The sequence below is a fragment of the Micromonospora sp. S-DT3-3-22 genome (genome assembly GCF_015354745.1).
Classification (GTDB): domain Bacteria; phylum Actinomycetota; class Actinomycetes; order Mycobacteriales; family Micromonosporaceae; genus Micromonospora; species Micromonospora wenchangensis.
This window is the reverse complement of record NZ_JACGMO010000027.1, coordinates 42,907-66,542: the sequence shown is the minus strand read 5'-3', so window position 1 is coordinate 66,542 and position 23,636 is coordinate 42,907. Positions and strand designations below refer to the sequence as shown.

The 23,636-nt window shown below is 68.5% G+C and carries 26 protein-coding genes; all 26 read left to right on the top strand.

Annotated features, from left to right (window positions below; genetic code table 11):
* Positions 1 to 475: 475 nt before the first annotated feature.
* On the top strand, positions 476 to 1,024 hold the full coding sequence (rplJ, locus tag H1A17_RS11050) for a 50S ribosomal protein L10 (protein WP_088644793.1): 549 nt from the start codon (positions 476 to 478) through the stop codon (positions 1,022 to 1,024).
* Between the two features lie 54 nt (positions 1,025 to 1,078).
* The gene (rplL, locus tag H1A17_RS11045; RefSeq protein ID WP_088644794.1) at positions 1,079 to 1,468 is read left to right on the top strand and encodes a 50S ribosomal protein L7/L12; all 390 of its coding nucleotides are present in this window, start codon (positions 1,079 to 1,081) and stop codon (positions 1,466 to 1,468) included.
* A 591-nt stretch (positions 1,469 to 2,059) separates the two neighbouring features.
* Positions 2,060 to 5,491, top strand: coding sequence for a DNA-directed RNA polymerase subunit beta (locus H1A17_RS11040; RefSeq protein WP_145921756.1), 3,432 nt, complete (start codon positions 2,060 to 2,062; stop codon positions 5,489 to 5,491).
* An 81-nt stretch (positions 5,492 to 5,572) separates the two neighbouring features.
* Complete coding sequence (locus H1A17_RS11035) at positions 5,573 to 9,463, top strand: DNA-directed RNA polymerase subunit beta' (RefSeq protein WP_145921755.1); 3,891 nt, start codon at positions 5,573 to 5,575, stop codon at positions 9,461 to 9,463.
* 112 nt (positions 9,464 to 9,575) lie between these two features.
* Complete coding sequence (locus tag H1A17_RS11030) at positions 9,576 to 9,944, top strand: hypothetical protein (RefSeq protein WP_145921754.1); 369 nt, start codon at positions 9,576 to 9,578, stop codon at positions 9,942 to 9,944.
* Between the two features lie 617 nt (positions 9,945 to 10,561).
* Entirely contained in the window at positions 10,562 to 10,933 is a 372-nt protein-coding gene (locus H1A17_RS11025; protein ID WP_145923052.1) for a DUF4190 domain-containing protein, read from the top strand.
* Positions 10,934 to 11,408: 475 nt separating this feature from the next.
* Entirely contained in the window at positions 11,409 to 11,783 is a 375-nt protein-coding gene (rpsL, locus tag H1A17_RS11020) for a 30S ribosomal protein S12 (protein ID WP_007465318.1), read from the top strand.
* Between the two features lies 1 nt (position 11,784).
* Positions 11,785 to 12,255 (top strand): 30S ribosomal protein S7, encoded by a 471-nt coding sequence (rpsG, locus tag H1A17_RS11015; RefSeq protein WP_088647009.1) that lies wholly within the window; start codon positions 11,785 to 11,787, stop codon positions 12,253 to 12,255.
* Between the two features lie 75 nt (positions 12,256 to 12,330).
* Positions 12,331 to 14,427, top strand: a complete 2,097-nt coding sequence (gene fusA, locus H1A17_RS11010) for an elongation factor G (protein WP_145921753.1) — start codon at positions 12,331 to 12,333, stop codon at positions 14,425 to 14,427.
* A gap of 220 nt (positions 14,428 to 14,647) precedes the next feature.
* Positions 14,648 to 15,841 carry an elongation factor Tu gene (tuf, locus tag H1A17_RS11005; protein WP_088647007.1) on the top strand — a complete coding sequence of 398 codons (1,194 nt, stop codon included), beginning with the start codon at positions 14,648 to 14,650 and terminating at the stop codon, positions 15,839 to 15,841.
* A 354-nt stretch (positions 15,842 to 16,195) separates the two neighbouring features.
* Positions 16,196 to 16,504 (top strand): 30S ribosomal protein S10, encoded by a 309-nt coding sequence (gene rpsJ, locus H1A17_RS11000; RefSeq protein WP_007073037.1) that lies wholly within the window; start codon positions 16,196 to 16,198, stop codon positions 16,502 to 16,504.
* Positions 16,505 to 16,515: 11 nt separating this feature from the next.
* Positions 16,516 to 17,181 carry a 50S ribosomal protein L3 gene (gene rplC, locus H1A17_RS10995; RefSeq protein ID WP_088647006.1) on the top strand — a complete coding sequence of 222 codons (666 nt, stop codon included), beginning with the start codon at positions 16,516 to 16,518 and terminating at the stop codon, positions 17,179 to 17,181.
* A complete protein-coding gene (gene rplD, locus H1A17_RS10990; RefSeq protein ID WP_145921752.1) occupies positions 17,178 to 17,828 on the top strand; it encodes a 50S ribosomal protein L4 in 651 nt (216 codons plus the stop codon). The genes rplC and rplD overlap by 4 nt, the downstream gene beginning before the upstream one ends.
* Positions 17,825 to 18,127, top strand: coding sequence for a 50S ribosomal protein L23 (gene rplW, locus H1A17_RS10985; RefSeq protein ID WP_067301418.1), 303 nt, complete (start codon positions 17,825 to 17,827; stop codon positions 18,125 to 18,127). Before rplD ends, rplW begins: the two co-directional genes overlap by 4 nt.
* 12 nt (positions 18,128 to 18,139) lie before the next feature.
* Complete coding sequence (rplB, locus tag H1A17_RS10980) at positions 18,140 to 18,979, top strand: 50S ribosomal protein L2 (protein WP_145921751.1); 840 nt, start codon at positions 18,140 to 18,142, stop codon at positions 18,977 to 18,979.
* A gap of 12 nt (positions 18,980 to 18,991) precedes the next feature.
* The gene (gene rpsS / locus H1A17_RS10975; RefSeq protein WP_007073032.1) at positions 18,992 to 19,273 is read left to right on the top strand and encodes a 30S ribosomal protein S19; all 282 of its coding nucleotides are present in this window, start codon (positions 18,992 to 18,994) and stop codon (positions 19,271 to 19,273) included.
* A gap of 40 nt (positions 19,274 to 19,313) precedes the next feature.
* The gene (rplV, locus tag H1A17_RS10970) at positions 19,314 to 19,772 is read left to right on the top strand and encodes a 50S ribosomal protein L22 (RefSeq protein WP_088647002.1); all 459 of its coding nucleotides are present in this window, start codon (positions 19,314 to 19,316) and stop codon (positions 19,770 to 19,772) included.
* The gene (rpsC, locus tag H1A17_RS10965) at positions 19,772 to 20,644 is read left to right on the top strand and encodes a 30S ribosomal protein S3 (protein WP_088647001.1); all 873 of its coding nucleotides are present in this window, start codon (positions 19,772 to 19,774) and stop codon (positions 20,642 to 20,644) included. Before rplV ends, rpsC begins: the two co-directional genes overlap by 1 nt.
* 3 nt (positions 20,645 to 20,647) lie before the next feature.
* The gene (gene rplP, locus H1A17_RS10960) at positions 20,648 to 21,073 is read left to right on the top strand and encodes a 50S ribosomal protein L16 (protein WP_088647000.1); all 426 of its coding nucleotides are present in this window, start codon (positions 20,648 to 20,650) and stop codon (positions 21,071 to 21,073) included.
* The gene (rpmC, locus tag H1A17_RS10955) at positions 21,073 to 21,309 is read left to right on the top strand and encodes a 50S ribosomal protein L29 (protein ID WP_013288628.1); all 237 of its coding nucleotides are present in this window, start codon (positions 21,073 to 21,075) and stop codon (positions 21,307 to 21,309) included. The genes rplP and rpmC overlap by 1 nt, the downstream gene beginning before the upstream one ends.
* Complete coding sequence (gene rpsQ, locus H1A17_RS10950) at positions 21,306 to 21,587, top strand: 30S ribosomal protein S17 (RefSeq protein ID WP_088646999.1); 282 nt, start codon at positions 21,306 to 21,308, stop codon at positions 21,585 to 21,587. The genes rpmC and rpsQ overlap by 4 nt, the downstream gene beginning before the upstream one ends.
* 100 nt (positions 21,588 to 21,687) lie before the next feature.
* Positions 21,688 to 22,056: a 50S ribosomal protein L14 gene (rplN, locus tag H1A17_RS10945; protein ID WP_007073026.1), complete on the top strand. Its 369-nt coding sequence runs from the start codon at positions 21,688 to 21,690 to the stop codon at positions 22,054 to 22,056.
* A complete protein-coding gene (rplX, locus tag H1A17_RS10940) occupies positions 22,053 to 22,373 on the top strand; it encodes a 50S ribosomal protein L24 (protein ID WP_194821781.1) in 321 nt (106 codons plus the stop codon). Before rplN ends, rplX begins: the two co-directional genes overlap by 4 nt.
* Positions 22,373 to 22,942 carry a 50S ribosomal protein L5 gene (gene rplE, locus H1A17_RS10935; protein WP_067301437.1) on the top strand — a complete coding sequence of 190 codons (570 nt, stop codon included), beginning with the start codon at positions 22,373 to 22,375 and terminating at the stop codon, positions 22,940 to 22,942. Before rplX ends, rplE begins: the two co-directional genes overlap by 1 nt.
* A gap of 1 nt (position 22,943) precedes the next feature.
* Complete coding sequence (locus H1A17_RS10930; protein WP_007073023.1) at positions 22,944 to 23,129, top strand: type Z 30S ribosomal protein S14; 186 nt, start codon at positions 22,944 to 22,946, stop codon at positions 23,127 to 23,129.
* Positions 23,130 to 23,225: 96 nt separating this feature from the next.
* Positions 23,226 to 23,633 carry a 30S ribosomal protein S8 gene (gene rpsH, locus H1A17_RS10925; protein WP_067301438.1) on the top strand — a complete coding sequence of 136 codons (408 nt, stop codon included), beginning with the start codon at positions 23,226 to 23,228 and terminating at the stop codon, positions 23,631 to 23,633.
* Positions 23,634 to 23,636 lie beyond the last annotated feature (3 nt).

Sequence of the window (23,636 nt, the reverse complement as noted above, 5' to 3'; positions counted from 1 at the left end):
GTGGTGGGGTGGTAGTGGCGCCCTGGCTGGTGCCGCCGGTGCTGGCCACCGCGCGGGCGCTCGCCGGCGGTGTGCCGGCCGGCACCGCGCTGCTCCTGTCGGTGTGGGCGTCGGCCTGGGCCGGGGTGGCGCTGGCCGGCTACGCCCGGTGGCGACGGGTCCGCCCGTGAGCGTTGCCGGCGGGCGATTTGGTGATGGCCGGGCCGTCGCGTAACCTGGTCCGGTAGTTCCACCCAGAGACCGCTGGTCACCGTGCCCCGGCACGGTCGAAGGTTCCGCGATGACGGGCGACCCGCGCAGGGCGGTAAGCGTAGTTCGGTTCCTCCCCGTGGTCCGCCGACCATGGTGATCGGCCCCGCCCTCGCCCCGCGCGCCCTGCGCCGGGGCTTTTTCGTTGTCGTGACGCCTCCGGCGCCGTCACCGAGCCCCGTGCTCCCCGACGGCGACCAGCTCCGAGTAACGAGAGAGGAGGGACATGGCGGACAAGCCGATCCGGGCCGACAAGGCCACGGCCGTCGCTGAGCTGACCGAGAGCTTCCGTACCTCGGGCGCCGCGGTGCTCACCGAGTACCGTGGTCTGACGGTTTCCCAGCTCACCCAGCTGCGGCGCTCGCTCGGCAAGGAGACCACCTACACGGTCGCGAAGAACACGCTGGCCAAGCGTGCCGCGACCGAGGCGGGCATCTCCGGCCTCGACGAGCTGTTCACCGGTCCTACCGCGCTGACTTTCGTTTCGGGCGACGTCGTCGAGGCGGCGAAGGGTCTTCGCGACTTCGCGAAGGCCAACCCGAAGCTCGTCATCAAGGGCGGTGTGTTCGAGGGCAAGGCCATTTCCGCGGCCGAGGTCACGAAGCTCGCCGACCTGGAGTCCCGTGAGGTGCTGCTGGCCAAGCTGGCCGGCGCGATGAAGGGCAACCTGAGCAAGGCCGCGGCCCTGTTCCAGGCGCCGCTCTCCAAGGCCGCCCGCGCGGCGGCCGCCCTGGCGGACAAGAAGCGCGAGCAGGAGGGCGCCGAGGCGGCCTGAGGCCTCCCGGCGCACCACGTTCTTTAATTTTCATTGCGAGAAAGGACGCCAGACATGGCGAAGCTCAGCACCGACGAGCTGCTCGACGCGTTCAAGGAGATGACGCTGATCGAGCTCTCCGAGTTCGTGAAGCAGTTCGAGGAGACCTTCGAGGTCACCGCCGCCGCGCCGGTCGCGGTCGCCGCTGCGGGTGGTGCCGGTGGCGCCGCCGCCGCGCCGGTCGAGGAGGAGAAGGACGAGTTCGACGTCGTCCTGGAGGCCGACGGTGGCAAGAAGATCCAGGTCATCAAGGTCGTGCGTGAGCTGACCGGCCTGGGCCTCAAGGAGGCCAAGGACGCGGTCGAGTCCGCGCCGAAGGCGATCCTGGAGAAGGTCAACAAGGAGACCGCCGAGAAGGCCAAGGCCAAGCTCGAGGGTGAGGGCGCCAAGGTCACCCTCAAGTGACCTGGGGTCGACCCCTGCGGTCGACCGTGGCGCGTGTCCGGCTCGGGTGAGCCGCGGCACACCGCAAACTGAACGGGCGGTGATCCGACAGACGGATCACCGCCCGTCATGCTTGGTGACTCCGGGTATCAGTGGTGTGAGCAGGGTGTTCGCACTCGTGGTGCGACATGGCGGTGACGCCGTGGGTAGCCCGTCCGTGGGAAACCCGGCGAGCAGGCGCTTGGAGCCTCTTGACGCGGCCCCGGCCTGCCAGGCACGCTGACACCAGCAAGACCTTCCGCGCTTGCGACGGCCCCCTCTTGGGTAATGGCTGCGGCAGCACCAGCAGCCGTTCCACCCGAGCGGTCCGACAGGAACGTCGTGTTCCGAGCGGCCCGGTACGACCCCGTTCTCCGGGGTCCCGTGGCGCGTTCCGCGACGACCTGCGGGATGGGCTGGACAGCGGTTAGCCTCTCGGCTACACTGCTAGTTTGCGCTGCCTTCCGACTTGACCCCTGCTCGGAAATGTCCGGTTACGGATATTTCTGGTGGGGTCATTGGAGTGCACGCGTACCAGCCGTTCTGCAGCACCGGTCCTCGGAAGGACGCATCTTGGCAGCTTCCCGCCCTGCGAAGACCAGTCGTACGTCGAGCGCTTTCGCGCCCCGCCGAGTTTCTTTCGGCAGGATCACCGAACACCTCGAGGTCCCCAACCTCCTCGCCATCCAGAACGAGTCCTTCGACTGGCTCGTCGGCAACGAGGCTTGGCAGGGCCGGTCGGCGGACGACCCGCACGCACGCTCGGGTCTCGCGGAAATCCTCGACGAGATCAGTCCCATTGAGGACTTTTCCGGCACCATGTCGCTGTCCTTCTCGGCACCGCGCTTCGACGAGGTCAAGGCCTCGATCGAGGAGTGCAAGGAGAAGGACCTGACCTACTGCGCCCCGCTGTTCGTGACGGCGGAGTTCACCAACAACACCACCGGCGAGATCAAGAGCCAGACGGTGTTCATGGGTGACTTCCCGATGATGACGCCCAAGGGCACCTTCATCATCAACGGCACCGAGCGCGTCGTGGTCAGCCAGCTCGTCCGGTCCCCGGGCGTCTACTTCGACAAGCAGCCGGACAAGACCTCCGACCGCGACCTCTCCAGCGTCAAGGTCATCCCCAGCCGGGGTGCCTGGCTGGAGTTCGACATCGACAAGCGCGACACGGTCGGCGTCCGCATCGACCGCAAGCGTCGGCAGGCCGTCACGGTCCTGCTCAAGGCCATCGGTTGGTCCGCCGAGCAGATCCGCGAGAAGTTCGGCTGGTCCGAGCTGATGATGACCACGCTCGAGAAGGACCACATCGCCGGCCAGGACGAGGCTCTGCTCGACATCTACCGCAAGCTCCGCCCTGGCGAGCCGCCGACCCGCGAGAACGCCCAGACCCTGCTCGACAACCTCTTCTTCAACCCGAAGCGGTACGACGTCGCCAAGGTCGGTCGGTACAAGTTCAACAAGAAGCTCGAACTCGACGTGCCGATCACCACCGGCACGCTCACCGAGGACGACGTCGTCGCCACCGTGGAGTACCTCTGCCGGCTGCACGCCGGTGAGGAGGGCTACGAGGCCGACGACATCGACCACTTCGGCAACCGTCGCCTGCGTACCGTGGGCGAGCTGATCCAGAACCAGGTCCGGGTCGGTCTCTCCCGGATGGAGCGGGTCGTCCGCGAGCGGATGACCACCCAGGACGTCGAGGCGATCACGCCGCAGACCCTGATCAACATCCGCCCGGTGGTGGCGGCGATCAAGGAGTTCTTCGGTACGTCGCAGCTGTCCCAGTTCATGGACCAGACCAACCCGCTGGCGGGCCTGACCCACCGGCGGCGGCTGAGCGCGCTCGGCCCGGGTGGTCTGTCCCGGGAGCGGGCCGGCTTCGAGGTCCGTGACGTGCACCCGTCCCACTACGGCCGGATGTGCCCGATCGAGACGCCGGAAGGCCCGAACATCGGCCTGATCGGCGCGCTGTCCACCTTCGCCCGGGTCAACCCGTTCGGCTTCATCGAGACGCCGTACCGGAAGGTCGTCGAGGGTCGGGTCACCGACCAGATCGACTACCTGACCGCGGACGAGGAGGACCGGTTCGTCAAGGCCCAGGCCAACGCGCCGCTCAAGGCCGACGGCACGTTCGCCGAGGACCGGGTGCTGTGTCGCCGTAAGGGCGGTGAGACCGAGGACGTGGTCCCCGGTGCCGTCGACTACATGGACGTGTCGCCGCGGCAGATGACCTCGGTCGCGACCGCGATGATCCCGTTCCTGGAGCACGACGACGCCAACCGCGCGCTGATGGGCGCGAACATGCAGCGTCAGGCGGTGCCGCTGGTCAAGGCGGAGTCGCCGCTGGTCGGCACCGGCATGGAGTACCGTGCCGCGGTCGACGCCGGTGACGTGGTGGTGGCCGAGGTCGGCGGCGTGATCGAGGATCTCTGCGCCGACTACATCACCATCCACCAGGACGACGGCCACCGCCGGACGTACCTGCTGCACAAGTTCCGCCGCTCCAACGCCGGCTCCTGCGTCAACCAGAAGCCGGTCGTCTTCGAGGGCGACCGCGTCGAGGCCGGCCAGGTCATCGCCGACGGTCCGTGCACCGACGAGGGCGAGATGGCGCTCGGACGCAACCTGCTGGTGGCGTTCATGTGCTGGGAGGGTCACAACTACGAGGACGCGATCATCCTGTCGCAGCGCCTCGTGCAGCAGGACGTGCTCACCTCGATCCACATCGAGGAGCACGAGGTCGACGCCCGGGACACCAAGCTCGGCCCGGAGGAGATCACCCGGGACATCCCGAACGTCAGCGAGGAGATGCTCGCCGACCTCGACGAGCGCGGCATCATCCGGATCGGCGCGGAGGTCGTCCCCGGCGACATCCTGGTCGGTAAGGTCACGCCGAAGGGCGAGACCGAGCTGACCCCGGAGGAGCGGCTGCTGCGCGCGATCTTCGGCGAGAAGGCCCGGGAGGTCCGGGACACCTCGCTGAAGGTGCCGCACGGCGAGACCGGCACGGTCATCGGGGTGCGTACCTTCTCCCGCGAGGACGGCGACGAGCTGCCGCCGGGCGTCAACGAGCTGGTCCGGGTGTACGTCGCCCAGAAGCGCAAGATCCAGGACGGCGACAAGCTCGCCGGCCGGCACGGCAACAAGGGTGTCATCTCGAAGATCCTGCCGATCGAGGACATGCCGTTCCTGGAGGACGGCACCCCGGTCGACATCGTGCTGAACCCGCTGGGTGTGCCGTCCCGGATGAACATCGGCCAGGTCCTGGAGACCCACCTCGGGTGGGTGGCCAAGACCGGCTGGAGCGTGGACGGCGACGACACCGAGTGGAAGCGTCAGCTCCGCTCGATCGAGGCGCACGAGTCCGAGCCGGACACCAACGTGGCCACCCCGGTCTTCGACGGTGCCCGCGAGGAGGAGATCTCCGGTCTGCTCGCGTCGACCCTGCCCAACCGGGACGGCAAGCAGCTGATCGGGTCCTCCGGTAAGGCGCAGCTGTTCGACGGTCGTTCCGGCGAGCCGCTGCCCGACCCGATCGCGGTCGGCTACATCTACATCCTGAAGCTCAACCACCTGGTCGACGACAAGATCCACGCCCGGTCGACCGGGCCGTACTCGATGATCACGCAGCAGCCGCTGGGTGGTAAGGCGCAGTTCGGTGGCCAGCGCTTCGGTGAGATGGAGTGCTGGGCCATGCAGGCGTACGGCGCCGCCTACGCCCTGCAGGAACTGCTGACCATCAAGTCCGACGACGTCCTGGGCCGGGTCAAGGTCTACGAGGCGATCGTCAAGGGCGAGAACATCCCGGAGCCGGGCATCCCGGAGTCGTTCAAGGTGTTGCTCAAGGAGCTCCAGTCGCTGTGCCTGAACGTCGAGGTGCTCAGCAGCGACGGGGTGGCCCTGGAGATGCGCGAGACCGACGACGAGGTGTTCCGGGCCGCGGAGGAGCTGGGCATCGACCTGTCCCGGCGCGAGCCGAGCTCGGTCGAAGAGGTGTAAGTGGTGCGGGTCGGGGGCCGGCTGTCCGGCTCCCGACCCCGCCCGTGATCTAGCTGTAAAGACGACGACATAGGGGACATAGTGCTCGACGTCAACTTCTTCGACGAGCTGCGCATCGGCCTCGCGACCGCGGACGACATCCGTCAGTGGTCGCACGGTGAGGTCAAGAAGCCCGAGACGATCAACTACCGCACCCTCAAGCCGGAGAAGGACGGGCTCTTCTGCGAGAAGATCTTCGGCCCTCAGCGGGACTGGGAGTGCTACTGCGGCAAGTACAAGCGGGTCCGGTTCAAGGGCATCATCTGTGAGCGTTGCGGCGTCGAGGTGACCCGCTCCAAGGTCCGTCGTGAGCGGATGGGGCACATCGAGCTGGCCGCTCCGGTGACCCACATCTGGTACTTCAAGGGCGTGCCGAGCCGGCTGGGCTACCTGCTGGACCTCGCCCCCAAGGACCTCGAAAAGATCATCTACTTCGCCTCGTACGTCGTGACGAGCGTTGACGCCGAGGCGCGTCACCGTGACCTCTCGACGATCGAGAACGAGATCCTCGCCGAGAAGCGGCAGTCCGAGAACAGCCGCGACTCGGAGATCGAGAAGCGGGCCGCCAAGCTGGAGGCCGACCTGGCCGAGCTGGAGGCCGAGGGCGCCAAGGCGGACGTCCGGCGCAAGGTCAAGGAGGGCGGAGAGCGCGAGATGCGCCAGATCCGCGACCGGGCCCAGCGCGAGATCGACCGCCTCGACGAGGTCCTCGACACCTTCCGCAAGCTCGACTCCAAGCAGCTGGTCACCGACGAGCTGCTCTACCGCGAGCTGCGTGACCGGTTCGGCGAGTACTTCACCGGTGGCATGGGCGCCGAGGCGATCAAGGCGCTGGTCCAGAACATGGACCTCGACGCCGAGGCCGAGAGCCTGCGCGAGACCATCCGCTCCGGCAAGGGCCAGCGCAAGATCCGTGCGCTCAAGCGGCTGAAGGTCGTCGCGGCGTTCCTGAACACCCGCAACTCGCCGCTGGGCATGGTGCTGGACTGCGTCCCGGTCATCCCGCCGGACCTGCGCCCGATGGTGCAGCTCGACGGTGGCCGCTTCGCGACCTCCGACCTGAACGACCTGTACCGCCGTGTGATCAACCGGAACAACCGGCTCAAGCGGCTGATCGACCTCGGCGCGCCCGAGATCATCGTCAACAACGAGAAGCGGATGCTCCAGGAGGCCGTCGACGCGCTGTTCGACAACGGCCGTCGCGGCCGGCCGGTCACCGGCCCGGGTAACCGCCCGCTCAAGTCGCTGTCCGACATGCTCAAGGGCAAGCAGGGCCGGTTCCGGCAGAACCTGCTCGGCAAGCGCGTCGACTACTCGGGCCGTTCGGTCATCGTGGTCGGCCCGAAGCTGAAGCTGCACCAGTGCGGCCTGCCCAAGCAGATGGCGCTGGAGCTGTTCAAGCCGTTCGTGATGAAGCGGCTGGTCGACCTCAACCACGCGCAGAACATCAAGTCCGCCAAGCGGATGGTCGAGCGGCAGCGCCCGGTCGTGTGGGACGTGCTGGAAGAGGTCATCGGCGAGCACCCGGTGCTGCTCAACCGCGCGCCGACGCTGCACCGCCTGGGCATCCAGGCCTTCGAGCCGCAGCTGGTCGAGGGCAAGGCGATCCAGATCCACCCGCTGGTCTGCACCGCGTTCAACGCCGACTTCGACGGTGACCAGATGGCGGTGCACGTGCCGCTGTCGGCCGAGGCCCAGGCCGAGGCGCGGATCCTGATGCTGTCGTCGAACAACATCCTCAAGCCGGCCGACGGCAAGCCGGTCACCATGCCCACCCAGGACATGGTCATCGGCCTCTACCACCTCACCCACCTGACCCCGGGCGGGGTCGGCGAGGGCCGGGCGTTCAGCTCGGACGCTGAGGCGCGGATGGCGTTCGACGCGGGCGAGCTGCACCTGCAGACCCCGGTCAAGATCCGGCTGCGGGACGTGATCGGTGTCGACAACGGCAACGGCGCGGAGCCCTGGGTCGCCCCGGAGGGCTGGGTCGAGGGTGAGCCGCTGACCGTGGAGACCACGCTCGGCCGGGTCCTGTTCAACGAGACGCTGCCGCAGGGCTACCGCTTCGTGAACTACGAGATCCGCAAGGGCCAGCTCTCCGCGATCGTCAACGACCTCGCCGAGCGCTTCCCCAAGGTGGCGCTGGCCGCCACCCTGGACGGGCTCAAGGAGGCCGGCTTCCACTGGGCCACCTGGTCCGGCGTCACCATCGGTATGGAGGACGTCATCGCTCCGCCGCGCAAGCGGGAGATCCTGGAGCGGTACGAGAAGGAAGCCGACCGGATCGACAAGCAGTACCAGCGTGGTCTGATGACCGCCGAGGAGCGTCGCGGCGAACTCATCGAGATCTGGACCAAGGCGACCAACGAGGTCGCCAAGGAGATGGACACCGCGCTGCCGCAGGAGAACCCGCTGTGGAAGATGATCAACTCGGGCGCCCGCGGTAACCTGCTCCAGCTCCGGCAGATCGCGGCGATCCGTGGTCTGGTGGCCAACCCGAAGGGCGAGATCATCCCGCGACCCATCAAGGCGTCGTACCGGGAGGGTCTGTCCGTGCTGGAGTACTTCATCTCCACGCACGGTGCCCGTAAGGGTCTGGCCGACACCGCGCTGCGTACCGCCGACTCGGGTTACCTGACCCGTCGTCTGGTGGACGTCTCGCAGGACGTCATCATCCGCGAGGAGGACTGCGGCACCGACCGGGCGATCCCGATGCAGATCGGCGAGCGTCTGGAGGGTGGCCGGCTGGTCGTCCACGAGCACGCCGAGACCAGCGTGCACGCCCGTACCCTGGCCGACGACATCAAGGGGCCGGACGGCACCGTGGTGGCCCACCGGGGTCAGGACATCAACTCCATCGGGGTCGACAAGATCGTCGCCGCCGGGGTGGAGACGGTCCGGGTGCGCAGCGTGCTCACCTGCGAGTCGAAGCTGGGCGTCTGCGGTGCGTGCTACGGCCGTTCGCTGCCGACCGGCAAGACCGTGGACGTCGGCGAGGCGGTCGGCATCATCGCCGCCCAGTCGATCGGTGAGCCGGGCACCCAGCTGACGATGCGTACCTTCCACACCGGTGGTGTCGCGGGTGAGGACATTACCCAGGGTCTGCCGCGTGTCCAGGAGATCTTCGAGGCCCGTATCCCGAAGGGCAAGGCGCCCATCGCCGACACCCCGGGCCGGATCCGGATCGAGGACGGCGAGCGGTCCCGGAAGATCATCGTGGTGCCGGACGACGGCAGCGACGAGATCGTCTACGACAAGATCTCCAAGCGGGTCCGGCTGCGGACCCACGACGGGGACCACGTCGAGGTCGGCGAGAAGCTCACCGAGGGCACCATCGACCCGCACGAGCTGCTGCGCATCCTCGGCCCGCGCGCGGTCCAGGTCCACCTGACCCAGGAGGTCCAGGAGGTCTACCGCTCGCAGGGTGTGCTCATCCACGACAAGCACATCGAGATCATCATCCGCCAGATGCTCAAGCGGGTGACGGTCATCGACTCCGGCTCGACCGAGTTCCTGCCGGGTGTGCTTGTCGACCGGGCGCTGTTCGAGTCGGAGAACCGCCGGCTCGTCGGCGAGGGTGGCGAGCCCGCTGCCGGTCGTCCGGTGCTGATGGGTATCACCAAGGCCTCGCTGGCCACCGACTCCTGGCTCTCGGCGGCCTCCTTCCAGGAGACCACCCGGGTGCTGACCGACGCGGCGATCAACTCGCGCAGCGACTCGCTGGTCGGCCTCAAGGAGAACGTGATCATCGGTAAGCTCATCCCGGCCGGTACCGGCATCAGCAAGTACCGCAACGTCCGGGTCGAGCCGACCGAGGAGGCGAAGGCCAAGGTCTACTCGATGACCGGCTACCCGGAGACCGACTACGGCTTCGGGCCGGCCAGCGGGCAGGCGGTTCCGCTGGACGACTTCGACTTCGGGTCGTACCGCTGAGCACCAGCTGACGAGGAAGGCCCCCGGCGTCGCGCCGGGGGCCTTCCTCGTTCCGGAGGCGTGCCCGCCGGGAAGTGTCCGGTACGGCCGGACGCCGGGCATGATGGTGGGCATGACGACCGCTGCGGGGCCGCTGCCGTTGGCGCACCAGCCACCACGTCATCCGCTCGACCCCGACCCGGTACGCGCCACCAAGGCACGGGCCGTCTTCGCGCTCGGGTTGATCGGGGCGTTGACCGGGCTCTTCGTCGGCGGGGTGGTGCCCGCCACGATCGCCCTCCAGCTGGCGCGGCAGGCCCGCCGGGAGGCGTACGCCTCGGGTGGGTTCCTCACCGGCGCGGCCTGGCTGCGGCGGGGGGAGCGGCTTGCCTGGGCTGGCCTGGTACTGGTCGCGGTCGCGGTGGTGACGCTTGTGGTGATCGGCGTGGTCCGGCTGGCCGGTTCCCCGTACGGGCAGGACTTCGCCCCGAACGTCGACTGACCCGTCGGGGTGATGATCCGGCAGGGGGCACCCACGGTGCGTGGCGGCGGTAGCCTGGCCGGTGTCCGTCGCGTGACGGTGGACCCACATCGCGACAGGAGGACCCCGTGACGGAACCGGCGTCGCCGTCGGGAGGCGACCCGGGCGGACCGCCCGTCGGCTCCCCGGAGCCGGCCGCGCCCGGCACCGACGCCGGGACGATCCGCCCGCCCGACCCGTGGGCCGTCAGCCCGTGGGGCGCGCCGTCCGGGCCCGGCCCGGTGCACGGCGCCGGCATCCCGCCGGAGGCCGCCCCCCTCGGGTACGCCCCGCCGCCGACGCCCGGCGTCGGCGGCGCGCCGTCGGGTGGCGGGCCGGCCAGCGCTGCACCGTTCGATGGTGGGCCGCCGTCCAGTGGTGGGCCGTTCCCCGGGGGACCGCCCGCCGGGCCGCCGTCGTATCCGGGGTCGTCGCCGTACCCCGGCCCGGGCGGGGCGTATCCCGGGACGGTGGCGGCCGGGTCGTACCCGGGACAGCCGGCGGCCGGGACGGGCTGGCCGGCGTCGTCGGGGCACGGGCCGGGGCCGCTGCCCCCACCGCCGCCGGAGGCCCCGCGCGCTCCCAAGCGGGTCGACGCCGTGCCCGGCACCCCCTTCGGGGTGGTGCACCTGGACGTGCCGGCGGTCACCTCCGGTCCGGCGGTGGGCTCGTTGATCGCGGGGATCGGGTCGATCCTGGTGTCGTTCCTGGTGATCTGCTTCGGCGTCGGGGGAGCGCAGCTCGGCGGTGCCTGGGCGGCCGGCGCGTTCACCGTGCCGGGGGTGCTGGCCGGTACGGCGGCGATCGTCGCCGGGCTGCTTGCCCGCCGGCAGATCCGCCGGGCCGCGCCACCGCCGGCGGTGCGGTTCACCGGCCGGGGCCTGGCGACGGCAGGGATCAGCTGCGGCGGGGTGGGGCTGGTGCTCAGCCTGCTGGGCCTGGGGCTGGCGTTGCTGGTGCAGTTGGCGTGACCCCCGTCGCCCGGGGGTGACGGGCTGCGACGTACGGCAGCCGGTACACTGGACAGCCTAGGGGCCCGTCACGGGCGAGCAGGCAGGGCGCACGGCGCGACCGACGGAGTTCTGAGACCCGGCGGACCAGCCCGTTTTGACCTGCGAGGCTGTGGTAGGTACTCTTTCCCCTTGCGCCCGGGCATGCCCGGGCGACTCGTGCGTGCGCGGGATCCGGATTGATCCGGAGATCGAGCGGCCGTACGACACAGTCCACAGGACCCGGCGGGCGGACGACCACGCGCCGGTGACAGAAACCGGTGCCACCCGCGCGAGCGACGGCACCGGGACCGCGAACCGGGCGACACACCCGACCGCGGGTACCGGGACCGCCGCGAGGTGGACCCGGTCGGAATGTAGGAGAGCCGGCCATCAGGTCGGCTAACGAGCAGACGGCGCGGTCGCGTGACGCGGCCGAAGGGAGCGGAGAAACCCGGTGCCCACCATTCAGCAGCTGGTCCGAAAGGGCCGCCAGGCCAAGACGACCAAGACCAAGACCCCGGCGCTGAAGGGATCCCCTCAGCGGCGCGGTGTGTGCACCCGCGTGTACACCACCACCCCCAAGAAGCCGAACTCGGCGCTCCGCAAGGTCGCTCGTGTCAAGCTCAGCAGCCAGATCGAGGTGACCGCCTACATCCCGGGCGTGGGTCACAACCTTCAGGAGCACTCGATCGTGCTCGTTCGCGGCGGCCGGGTGAAGGACCTCCCCGGCGTGCGTTACAAGATCGTCCGCGGCTCGCTGGACACCCAGGGTGTCCGCAACCGCAAGCAGGCGCGCAGCCGGTACGGCGCGAAGAAGGAGAAGAGCTGACATGCCGCGCAAGGGACCCGCTCCGCGGAAGCCGCTGGTCGCTGACCCGGTGTACAACTCGCCGCTGGTCACCCAGCTGGTCAACAAGATCCTGATGCGCGGCAAGCGTCAGCTCGCCGAGCGCATCGTGTACGCCGCCCTGGAGGGGTGCCGCGAGAAGAGCGGCACCGACCCGGTCGTCACCCTCAAGCGCGCGATGGACAACGTCAAGCCGACCCTGGAGGTGCGCAGCCGCCGGGTCGGTGGCGCCACCTACCAGGTGCCGGTCGAGGTCCGTCCGGCCCGGGCGACCACTCTCGGTCTGCGTTGGCTGGTCACGTACTCCAAGGCCCGTCGCGAGAAGACCATGGTCGAGCGGCTGATGAACGAGCTGCTCGACGCGAGCAACGGTCTGGGTGCCGCCGTCAAGCGGCGCGAGGACACCCACAAGATGGCGGAGTCCAACAAGGCCTTCGCGCACTACCGCTGGTAACAGCCTGGTTCCGGCGCCGGACCGGCGCCGGAACCGCCACCGGTCGAGTCGAGACGACGATAAGTAGGGATTGAAGTGGCCGCCGCAGACGCGCTCGCCAACGTACGCAACATCGGCATCATGGCGCACATCGATGCCGGTAAGACCACGACCACCGAGCGGATCCTGTTCTACACCGGTATCACCTACAAGATCGGTGAGGTCCACGAGGGCGCTGCCGTCATGGACTGGATGGAGCAGGAGCAGGAGCGTGGTATCACCATCACCTCTGCTGCCACCAAGTGTGAGTGGAAGGGCCACACGATCCAGATCATCGACACGCCCGGTCACGTCGACTTCACGGTCGAGGTCGAGCGGTCGCTGCGGGTGCTGGATGGTGCGGTCGCGGTCTACGACGGCGTTGCCGGCGTGGAGCCGCAGACGGAGAACGTCTGGCGGCAGGCCGACAAGTACCACGTCCCGCGGATGTGCTTCGTCAACAAGCTCGACCGTACGGGCGCGGACTTCTTCCGCTGCGTGCAGATGATGATCGACCGGCTCAACGCCACCCCGCTGGTGCTCCAGATCCCGATCGGGCTCGAGGGCGACCACATCGGTGTCGTCGACCTGATCGGCATGCGCGCCCTCACCTGGCGCGGGGAGACCCAGAAGGGTGAGGACTACGCCATCGAGGAGATCCCGGCCGACCTGGCCGACTCCGCGGCGGAGTGGCGCGAGAAGCTGATGGAGACCCTGGCCGACGTCGACGACGCGGTGATGGAGAAGTACCTGGAGGGCGAGGAGATCTCCGTCGAGGAGATCAAGGCCGCCATCCGGCGGGCCACCATCGCCAGCAAGGCCAACCCGGTGCTGTGCGGCTCGGCGTTCAAGAACAAGGGCGTGCAGCCCATGCTCGACGCCGTGGTCGACTTCCTGCCGTCGCCGCTGGACGTGCCGGCGATCGAGGGCACCGCGACCGACGGCGAGACGCCGTTGCAGCGTAAGCCGTCGAAGGCCGAGCCCTTCTCCGGCCTGGCCTTCAAGATCCAGACCGACAAGCACCTCGGCAAGCTCACCTACGTCCGGGTGTACTCGGGCGTGGTCGAGACCGGCAACCAGGTGGTCAACTCCACCAAGGACCGCAAGGAGCGGATCGGCAAGATCTACCAGATGCACGCCAACAAGCGGGAAGAGCGCGGCTCGGCCCAGGCTGGCGACATCATCGCGGTGCAGGGTCTCAAGCAGACCACCACCGGTGACACCCTCTGCGACCCGGCGAACCCGGTCATCCTGGAGTCGATGACCTTCCCCGAGCCGGTCATCGAGGTCGCGATCGAGCCGAAGACCAAGGCCGACCAGGAGAAGCTCAGCACCGCCATCCAGCGGCTGGCCGAGGAGGACCCGACCTTCCGCGTCAAGCTGGACGAGGAGACCGGTCAGACGGTCATCGCCGGCATGGGCGAGCTGCACCTGGACATCCTGGTCGACCGAATGCGCCGCGAGTTCAACGTCGAGGCCAACATCGGCAAGCCGCAGGTGGCGTACCGCGAGACGATCCGCCGCAAGGTGGAGAAGATCGAGTACACCCACAAGAAGCAGACCGGTGGCTCCGGCCAGTACGCCCGCGTCATCGTGAGCATCGAGCCGCTGCCGCTGGACAACGAGTCGCCGACCTACGAGTTCGCCAACGCCGTCACCGGTGGCCGTATCCCCCGGGAGTTCATCCCGTCGGTGGACGCCGGTGCGCAGGACGCCATGCAGTACGGCATCCTGGCGGGCTTCCCGCTGGTCGGTGTCAAGCTGACCCTGCTGGACGGCCAGTACCACGAGGTCGACTCGTCCGAAATGGCATTCAAGATCGCCGGCTCGATGGTGATGAAGGAGGCGGCCCGCAAGGCCGACCCCGCGCTCCTCGAACCGATGATGGCCGTTGAGGTCACCACTCCCGAGGAGAACATGGGTGACGTCATCGGCGACCTCAACTCCCGCCGTGGCATCATCCAGGCGATGGAGGAGCGCAGCGGCGCCCGCATCGTGAGGGCCCTGGTGCCGTTGTCGGAGATGTTCGGCTACGTCGGCGACCTGCGGTCGAAGACCCAGGGCCGGGCAAGCTACAGCATGCAGTTCGACTCCTACGCCGAGGTGCCGCAGAGCGTGGCGAAGGAGATCATCGCCAAGGCGACGGGTGAGTGACGCTCACCTGCTGCTGATCCGGTGAGCCGGGGCCGGTCGCGGACGGGAGTCCCGCCCGCGACCACCTCGGTCGGGTTGTGTGAATCCGGGCCTGTAGGCTTCATCGCCGCAGAACCCACCAAGCTCTCCGGCCGTTGGCCGGAAAGGCTGTCGACAGAGTCCTAAGCGCCGTCCGGCGCGCCGGGGCGAGAAGAACCAAGAAGTCCACAGGAGGACACCAGTGGCGAAGGCGAAGTTCGAGCGGACTAAGCCGCACGTCAACATCGGCACCATTGGTCACATCGACCACGGTAAGACGACGCTGACGGCGGCCATCACGAAGGTCCTGCACGACCAGTACCCGGACCTCAACCCGTACACGCCGTTCGACGAGATCGACAAGGCGCCGGAGGAGAAGGCCCGCGGTATCACGATCTCGATCGCGCACGTCGAGTACCAGACCGAGGCGCGGCACTACGCGCACGTCGACTGCCCCGGGCACGCCGACTACATCAAGAACATGATCACCGGTGCCGCCCAGATGGACGGCGCGATCCTGGTGGTCGCGGCGACCGACGGCCCGATGCCGCAGACCCGCGAGCACGTGCTGCTGGCCCGTCAGGTCGGTGTGCCGTACATCGTCGTGGCGCTCAACAAGAGCGACATGGTCGACGACGAGGAGCTCCTGGAGCTCGTCGAGCTCGAGGTCCGCGAGCTGCTGTCGGCGCAGGAGTACCCGGGTGACGACCTGCCGGTCGTCCGGGTGTCGGCGCTGAAGGCCCTTGAGGGCGACCCCGAGTGGACCGGCCGCCTGCTGGAGCTGATGAACGCGGTCGACACCGCGATCCCGCAGCCCGAGCGGGAGACCGAGAAGCCGTTCCTCATGCCGATCGAGGACGTCTTCACGATCACCGGTCGTGGCACGGTCGTCACCGGTCGCGCCGAGCGTGGCGTGCTCAAGCCGAACGAGGAGGTGGAGATCGTCGGTATCCGCGAGAAGTCGCAGAAGACGGTCTGCACCGGCATCGAGATGTTCCGCAAGCTGCTCGACGAGGCCCGCGCGGGCGAGAACGTCGGTCTGCTGCTGCGTGGCATCAAGCGCGAGGACGTCGAGCGCGGCATGGTGGTCGTCAAGCCTGGCACCAGCACCCCGCACACGGAGTTCGAGGCGACGGTCTACATCCTCTCCAAGGAGGAGGGCGGCCGGCACACCCCGTTCTTCCAGAACTACCGCCCGCAGTTCTACTTCCGCACCACCGACGTCACCGGTGTCGTCACCCTCCCCGAGGGCACCGAGATGGTCATGCCGGGCGACAACACCACGATGGCCGTCAAGCTCATCCAGCCCATCGCGATGGAGGACAACCTCAAGTTCGCGATCCGCGAGGGTGGTCGTACGGTCGGCGCGGGTCGCGTCACCAAGATCATCAAGTGACCCAGGTAACCCCGATTAGCGTCGCCGCCGGTCGTGCGGCATACTAGTCAGGTTGCGTAACGACGGTTAGTCGCCCGTGTCCGGCGAAAGCTGGACCTCCGGGAAGACCAACAGTCGCGCGTAGGGTGGTTGATCGCCCCTGGCGGTCAACCACCCTCGCACGGCGTCCAGATCGCTGTGATGCGATCGGCGCCTTGACCCACCGCGTGGTCAGAGAGTCGCTCCGGAGTCCCGGGGCGGAGCCTGGTCCGAGGGCGCGACACGCCCGACCGCGGGGGTCGGCGAAGTGGGCCTGTGCCAGCCGGTACAGGTGCCCGCAACACAGCGGCATCGAGAGAAGGAACAGAAGCCACCATGGCGGGACAGAAGATCCGCATCCGGCTCAAGGCCTATGACCACGAGGTCGTCGACTCCTCGGCGCGGAAGATCGTCGAGACGGTGACGCGCACCGGGGCGCAGGTCGCGGGCCCGGTGCCGCTGCCCACGGAGATCAACCGTTTCTGCGTCATCCGCTCGCCGCACAAGTACAAGGACTCGCGCGAGCACTTCGAGATGCGTACGCACAAGCGGCTGATCGACATCATCGACCCGACCCCGAAGACGGTCGACTCGCTCATGCGCCTCGACCTGCCGGCTGGCGTCGACATCGAGATCAAGCTGTAGGGACCGGACAAATGGACAGGCAAGTCAAGGGGATCCTGGGCGCAAAGCTCGGCATGACCCAGGTCTGGGACAACAACAAGGTTGTCCCCGTGACCGTGGTTCAGGCCGGCCCCTGCGTCGTCAGCCAGGTTCGTAGCGCCGAGAAGGACGGTTACTCCGCGGTCCAGCTCGCCTACGGCACGATCGACCCGCGCAAGGCCAAGAAGCCGCTCGCCGGGCACTACGCCAAGGCGGACGTGGCGCCGCGCCGGCACATCGTCGAGCTGCGCACCACCGACGCCGCGGACTACTCGCTCGGCCAGGAGGTCACGGTCGAGGAGTTCCCGGTCGGCGTGGTCATCGACGTCACCGGCAAGACCAAGGGCAAGGGCTACGCCGGCCCGATGAAGCGGCACGGCTTCCACGGTCTGCGCGCCAGCCACGGTGTCGAGCGCAAGCACCGCTCGCCGGGCTCCATCGGCGCCTGCGCGACCCCGGGTCGCGTCTTCAAGGGCACCCGGATGGCGGGTCGGATGGGTGGCGTGCGCTACACCGTCCAGAACCTGACCGTCCAGGCGGTCGACACCGAGAACAACCTCCTGCTCGTCCGTGGTGCCATCCCCGGCCCCAAGGGCGCGCTGGTCCTGGTCCGCACCGCGGCCAAGACGAAGGCGAAGAAGGGCGGTGTGGCCAAGTGACCACCGTTGACGTCCTCAACGTCGAAGGCGCCAAGAGCGGCTCCGTCGAGCTGCCGGCCGACATCTTCGACGTCCAGGCCAACATCGCGCTGATGCACCAGGTCGTGGTGGCTCAGCTCGCGGCGGCCCGGCAGGGCACCCACAAGGCCAAGACCCGTGGCGAGGTCTCCGGCGGCGGCAAGAAGCCGTACAAGCAGAAGGGCACCGGTCGCGCCCGGCAGGGCTCGATCCGCGCGCCGCAGTTCGCCGGCGGTGGCGTGGTCCACGGCCCGGTGCCGCGCGACTACAGCCAGCGGACCCCGAAGAAGATGAAGGCCGCCGCCCTGCGTGGCGCCCTCTCCGACCGGGCCCGCGCCGGCCAGGTGCACGTCGTCGAGACCTTCGTCTCGGGCGAGAAGCCGTCGACCAAGGCGGCCCTGGCCACCCTGGCCAAGCTGACCGGGGCCCGGCGGGTGCTGGTCGTGCTGAGCAGCACCGACGAGCTGAACTGGGTGTCGCTGCGCAACGAGCCGCGGGTGCACCTGATCGAGTCCGGCCAGCTCAACACGTACGACGTGCTGGTGGCCGACGACGTGGTCTTCACCAAGGGCGCCCTGGACGAGTTCCTGGGCGTGCCCGCCGAGACCACCGAGGAGGGTGGCAAGTGAGCACGATCGCCGACCCGCGGGACGTCATCGTCGCGCCGGTCGTCTCGGAGAAGAGCTACAGCGAGCTGAACCGGAACTGGTACACCTTCCTGGTGCACCCGGACGCGAACAAGACCGAGATCAAGATCGCTATCCAGCAGATCTTCAACGTCCGCGTCCTGACGGTCAACACGCTCAACCGCCAGGGCAAGCGCAAGCGCACCAAGACCGGCTTCGGTCAGCGCAAGGCGACCAAGCGGGCGATCGTGAAGCTGGCTGACGGTGACCGTATCGAGGCCTTCGGCGGCCCGGTCAGCTGAGGGGTGTAGACAATGGCTATCCGTAAGTACAAGCCGACGACGCCGGGCCGACGCGGCTCCAGCGTCGCCGACTTCGCCGAGATCACCCGGTCCACGCCGGAGAAGTCCCTGCTGGCTCCGCTGCCGAAGAAGGGCGGACGCAACGCCCACGGCCGGATCACCGCCCGGCACCACGGCGGCGGCCACAAGCGGCAGTACCGGCTGATCGACTTCAAGCGGGTCGACAAGGACGGCGTGCCGGCCAAGGTCGCGCACATCGAGTACGACCCGAACCGCACCGCGCGCATCGCGCTGCTGCACTACGCCGACGGCGAGAAGCGCTACATCCTCGCGCCGAAGGACCTGAAGCAGGGCGACCGGGTCGAGTCCGGGCCGGGCGCCGACATCAAGCCGGGCAACAACCTGCCGCTGCGCAACATCCCGGTCGGTACCACCATCCACAACGTGGAGCTGCGTCCGGGCGGCGGCGCCAAGCTGGCCCGTTCGGCCGGCGTCGGCATCCAGCTGCTCGGCCGGGAGGGCGTCTACGCGACCCTGCGTATGCCGTCCGGCGAGATCCGGCGGGTCGACGTGCGCTGCCGCGCCAGCGTCGGCGAGATCGGCAACGCCGACCAGTCGAACATCAACTGGGGCAAGGCCGGCCGGATGCGGTGGAAGGGCAAGCGCCCGACCGTCCGTGGTGTCGCGATGAACCCGGTCGACCACCCGCACGGTGGTGGTGAGGGTAAGACCTCCGGTGGTCGCCACCCGGTGAACCCGCAGGGTAAGCCCGAGGGCCGCACCCGTCGTAAGGGCCAGCCGAGCGACCGGCTGATCGTCCGCCGCCGCTACGCCACGCGTAAGCGCGGCTGAGGGAGATAGAGCATGCCTCGCAGCCTGAAGAAGGGCCCGTTCGTCGACGACCACCTGCTCAAGAAGGTGGAGACGCAGAACGACAAGGGCTCGAAGAACGTCATCAAGACCTGGTCGCGCCGCTCGACGATCATCCCCGAGATGCTCGGGCACACGATCGCCGTGCACGACGGACGCAAGCACGTCCCGGTGTTCGTGACCGAGGCCATGGTCGGGCACAAGCTCGGCGAGTTCGCGCTGACCCGTACGTTCAAGGGTCACGAGAAGGACGACCGGAAGAGCCGCCGGCGCTGACGCCGCGGGCATACGGATAGAGGAACAAGGGGTTACAGCGATGCCAGGAAAGGGCGACGCTCCGGTGCTTCCGGGCGCGCGGGCGGTTGCGCGACACGTGCGCATCTCGCCGATGAAGGCGCGCCGGGTGGTCAACCTCGTCCGCGGCCTGCCCGCGAAGGAGGCGCTCACGGTGCTGCAGTTCGCGCCGCAGGCGGCGAGCGAGCAGGTGTACAAGGTGCTCGCGAGCGCGATCGCCAACGCGGAGAACAACGAGCGGCTGGACCCCGATGCGCTGCTCGTCAGCGAGGCGTTCGTCGACGAGGGCCCGACCATGAAGCGGTTCCGGCCGCGGGCGCAGGGCCGGGCTTACCGGATCCGCAAGCGCACCTGCCACATCACCGTGGCGGTCGAGGCGGTCGCGCCGGCCGCGCCGAAGAAGTCCGCGGCGAAGAAGGCGGCGCCGGCGCAGCAGGCCGAGCCCGCGGCGACCGAGAGCAAGACGGAGGGTGCCGAGTAATGGGTCAGAAGGTTCACCCCACTGGGTTCCGGCTCGGCATCTCGACCGACTGGAAGTCCCGCTGGTTCGCCGACAAGCTCTACAAGGACTACATCGGCGAGGACGTCAAGATCCGCCGGATGATGTCCAAGGGCCTCGAGCGGGCCGGCATCTCCAAGGTCGACATCGAGCGGACCCGGGACCGGGTCCGGGTCGACATCCACACCGCCCGGCCGGGCATCGTCATCGGCCGTAAGGGTGCGGAGGCCGACCGGATCCGCGGCGAGCTGGAGAAGCTCACCGGCAAGCAGGTGCAGCTGAACATCATCGAGGTCAAGAACCCCGAGTCGGACGCGCAGCTGGTCGCCCAGGGTGTCGCCGAGCAGCTCTCCAGCCGGGTCAGCTTCCGTCGGGCCATGCGCAAGTCGATGCAGTCGGCGATGAAGAACCCCGTCTGCAAGGGCATCCGGGTGCAGGTCTCGGGCCGTCTCGGCGGCGCCGAGATGAGCCGGACGGAGTTCTACCGCGAGGGTCGGGTTCCGCTGCACACGCTGCGGGCCAACATCGAGTACGGCTTCTTCGAGGCCCGTACCACCTTCGGCCGGATCGGCGTGAAGGTCTGGATCTACAAGGGCGACGCAGTGCCGGGCCGGGAGGCTCCGGCCGAGGCCGGTCCGTCCCGCCCGCGTCGTGGTGAGCGTGGCGACCGGCCCGAGCGGCCGCGTCGTGGCCGGTCGGGTTCGTCGGGTACGACCGCCGGCGGTACCGAGGCCGGCCGGGCTGCCGCGACCACCATCGCGCAGCAGGCCGAGACGCCGAGTGGCGAGCCGGTCGACAGCTCCGCTGTCGCCGCAGCCGCCACCCAGCCGGCAGAAACGCAGCAGGAGGGCTGACAGATGCTGATGCCGCGCAAGCCCCCGAAGGGCTTCCGCAAGCCGCACCACCCGGACCGCCACGGCGCGTCCAAGGGCGGTAACCGGGTGGTGTTCGGCGAGTTCGGAATCCAGGCTCTCGAGCCGGCGTACGTGACCAACCGGCAGATCGAGTCGGCACGTATCGCCATGACCCGGCACATCAAGCGTGGCGGCAAGGTGTGGATCACGGTCTTCCCCGACCAGGCCCTCACCAAGAAGCCGGCCGAGACCCGGATGGGTTCCGGCAAGGGCTCGCCCGAGTGGTGGGTCGCGAACGTCAAGCCGGGGCGGGTTCTCTTCGAGATGTCCTTCCCCAACGAGCAGATCGCGCGAGAGGCGATGCGTCGCGCGATCCACAAGCTCCCGATGAAGTGCCGCATTGTTACGCGCGAAGTGGGTGAATCCTGATGGCAGCGGGCGTCAAGCCCTCCGAGCTGCGTGAACTCTCCGAGGAGGAGCTGGTCACGAAGCTGCGCGAGGCCAAGGCGGAGCTGTTCAACCTCCGCGTGCAGGCCGCGACCGGTCAGCTGGACAACAACCGGCGGCTGCAGGTCATCCGTCGGGAGATCGCCCGGATCTACACGATCATGCGTGAGCGCGAGCTGGGTCTCTCGGCCGCGCCGACTGAGGTGACTGCATCATGAGTGAGACCGAGAACACCGCCACCACCGTGCGGGCCCGCCGTAAGGTCCGTGAGGGCCTGGTGGTCAGCGACAAGATGGACAAGACCGTCGTGGTCGAGGTCGAGGACCGGGTCAAGCACGCGCTGTACGGCAAGATCATGCGCCGTACCAGCAAGCTGAAGGTCCACGACGAGCAGAACGCTGCCGGCATCGGTGACCGGGTCCTGATCATGGAGACCCGGCCGCTGTCCGCCACCAAGCGTTGGCGGATCGTGGAGATCCTCGAGAAGGCCAAGTAGCGAAGGCTCGAGCTCGGCCGGTTTCGGTCGGGCGCAGGTTCCGCCAGGCTCCGGCCGTCCGCGAGGGCGGCCGGAGAACCGGCAGACATAGGAGATAGACGTGATTCAGCAGGAGTCGCGACTGCGCGTCGCCGACAACACGGGTGCCCGGGAGATCCTGTGCATCCGGGTTCTCGGTGGCTCCGGTCGGCGCTACGCGAGCATCGGCGACGTCATCGTGGCCACCGTCAAGGACGCGATCCCGGGCGCCGGTGTCAAGAAGGGCGACGTCGTCAAGGCCGTCGTCGTCCGCACCGCCAAGGAGAAGCGGCGGCCGGACGGCTCGTACATCCGTTTCGACGAGAACGCCGCCGTCATCATCAAGGACGGCGGGGACCCGCGCGGCACCCGTATCTTCGGCCCGGTGGGCCGCGAGCTGCGGGACAAGCGGTTCATGAAGATCATTTCCCTCGCGCCGGAGGTGTTGTGACCGTGAAGGTCAAGAAGGGCGACACGGTCATCGTCATCGCCGGCAAGGACAAGGGCGCCAAGGGCAAGGTCATCGCGGCCTACCCGCGGCAGGACAAGGTCCTCGTCGAAGGCGTGAACCGGGTCAAGAAGCACACCCGTGTCAGCACCACCCAGCGCGGCGCCAAGACCGGTGGCATCGTCACCCAGGAGGCCCCGATCCACGTCTCGAACGTGCAGGTCCTGGACTCCGACGGGAACCCGACCCGGGTCGGTTACCGGTTCGACGACAACGGCCAGAAGGTCCGCATCGCGCGTAGCACCGGTAAGGACCTGTGATGACCACGGCTACCGAAACCAAGACCCTGCCGCGCCTCAAGGAGCGGTACCGCAACGAGATCGTGGCCAAGCTGCAGGAGCAGCACAGCTACGGCAACCCCATGCAGGTGCCGCGGCTGGTCAAGATCGTCGTCAACATGGGCGTGGGCGAGGCCGCCCGCGACGCCAAGCTGATCGACGGCGCCGTCCGCGACCTGGCCACGATCACCGGGCAGAAGCCGCAGGTGCGGCGGGCCACCAAGTCGATCGCGCAGTTCAAGCTGCGTGAGGGCATGCCGATCGGCGCGAAGGTGACCCTGCGCGGCGACCGGATGTGGGAGTTCCTGGACCGGCTGCTGTCGATCGCGCTGCCGCGTATCCGTGACTTCCGCGGCCTGGACGGTCGCAAGCTGGACGGGCACGGCAACTACACGTTCGGCCTGACCGAGCAGTCGGTGTTCCACGAGATCGACCAGGACCGGATCGATCGCCAGCGGGGCATGGACATCACGGTGGTCACGACCGCCACGACCGACGACGAGGGCCGGGCGCTGCTCAAGCTCCTGGGCTTCCCGTTCAAGGAGAACTGAGATGGCCAAGAAGGCGCTGATCCTCAAGGCCGCCGCGAAGCCGAAGTTCTCGGTTCGCGCGTACACCCGCTGCCAGCGGTGCGGGCGTCCGAAGGCGGTCTACCGCAAGTTCGGCCTCTGCCGGGTGTGCATCCGGGAGATGGCCCACCGCGGTGAGCTGCCCGGCGTGTCCAAGGCTTCCTGGTAATAGCCCGGCGCGCTCCGCGCGTCAGCTGAACTGTCTCTTCGCCGTAGGCCCCGGGCCGTGCCCGGGGAACCCCGGCGAGAAAGGTTGACGAATTTCATGACGATGACCGACCCGATCGCAGACATGCTCACGCGTCTGCGGAACGCCAACCAGGCGTACCACGACCGGGTGACGATGCCCTACTCGAAGATCAAGGCGAACATCGCCGAGGTCCTCAAGGCCGAGGGTTACATCGCCACCTGGTTGGTCGAGGAGCCCGAGGAGGGCGCCGTCGGCAAGCGACTGGTCGTCGAGCTGAAGTACGGCCAGAACCGGGAGCGGAGCCTGGCCGGCATCAAGCGCGTGTCCAAGCCCGGTCTCCGGGTGTACGCCAAGTCGGACGGGCTCCCGCGGGTGCTCGGCGGGCTGGGCGTGGCGATCATTTCGACGTCCCAGGGGCTGCTCACCGACCGGCAGGCCCGCAAGCGGAGCGTTGGCGGGGAAGTCCTCGCCTTCGTCTGGTAACGG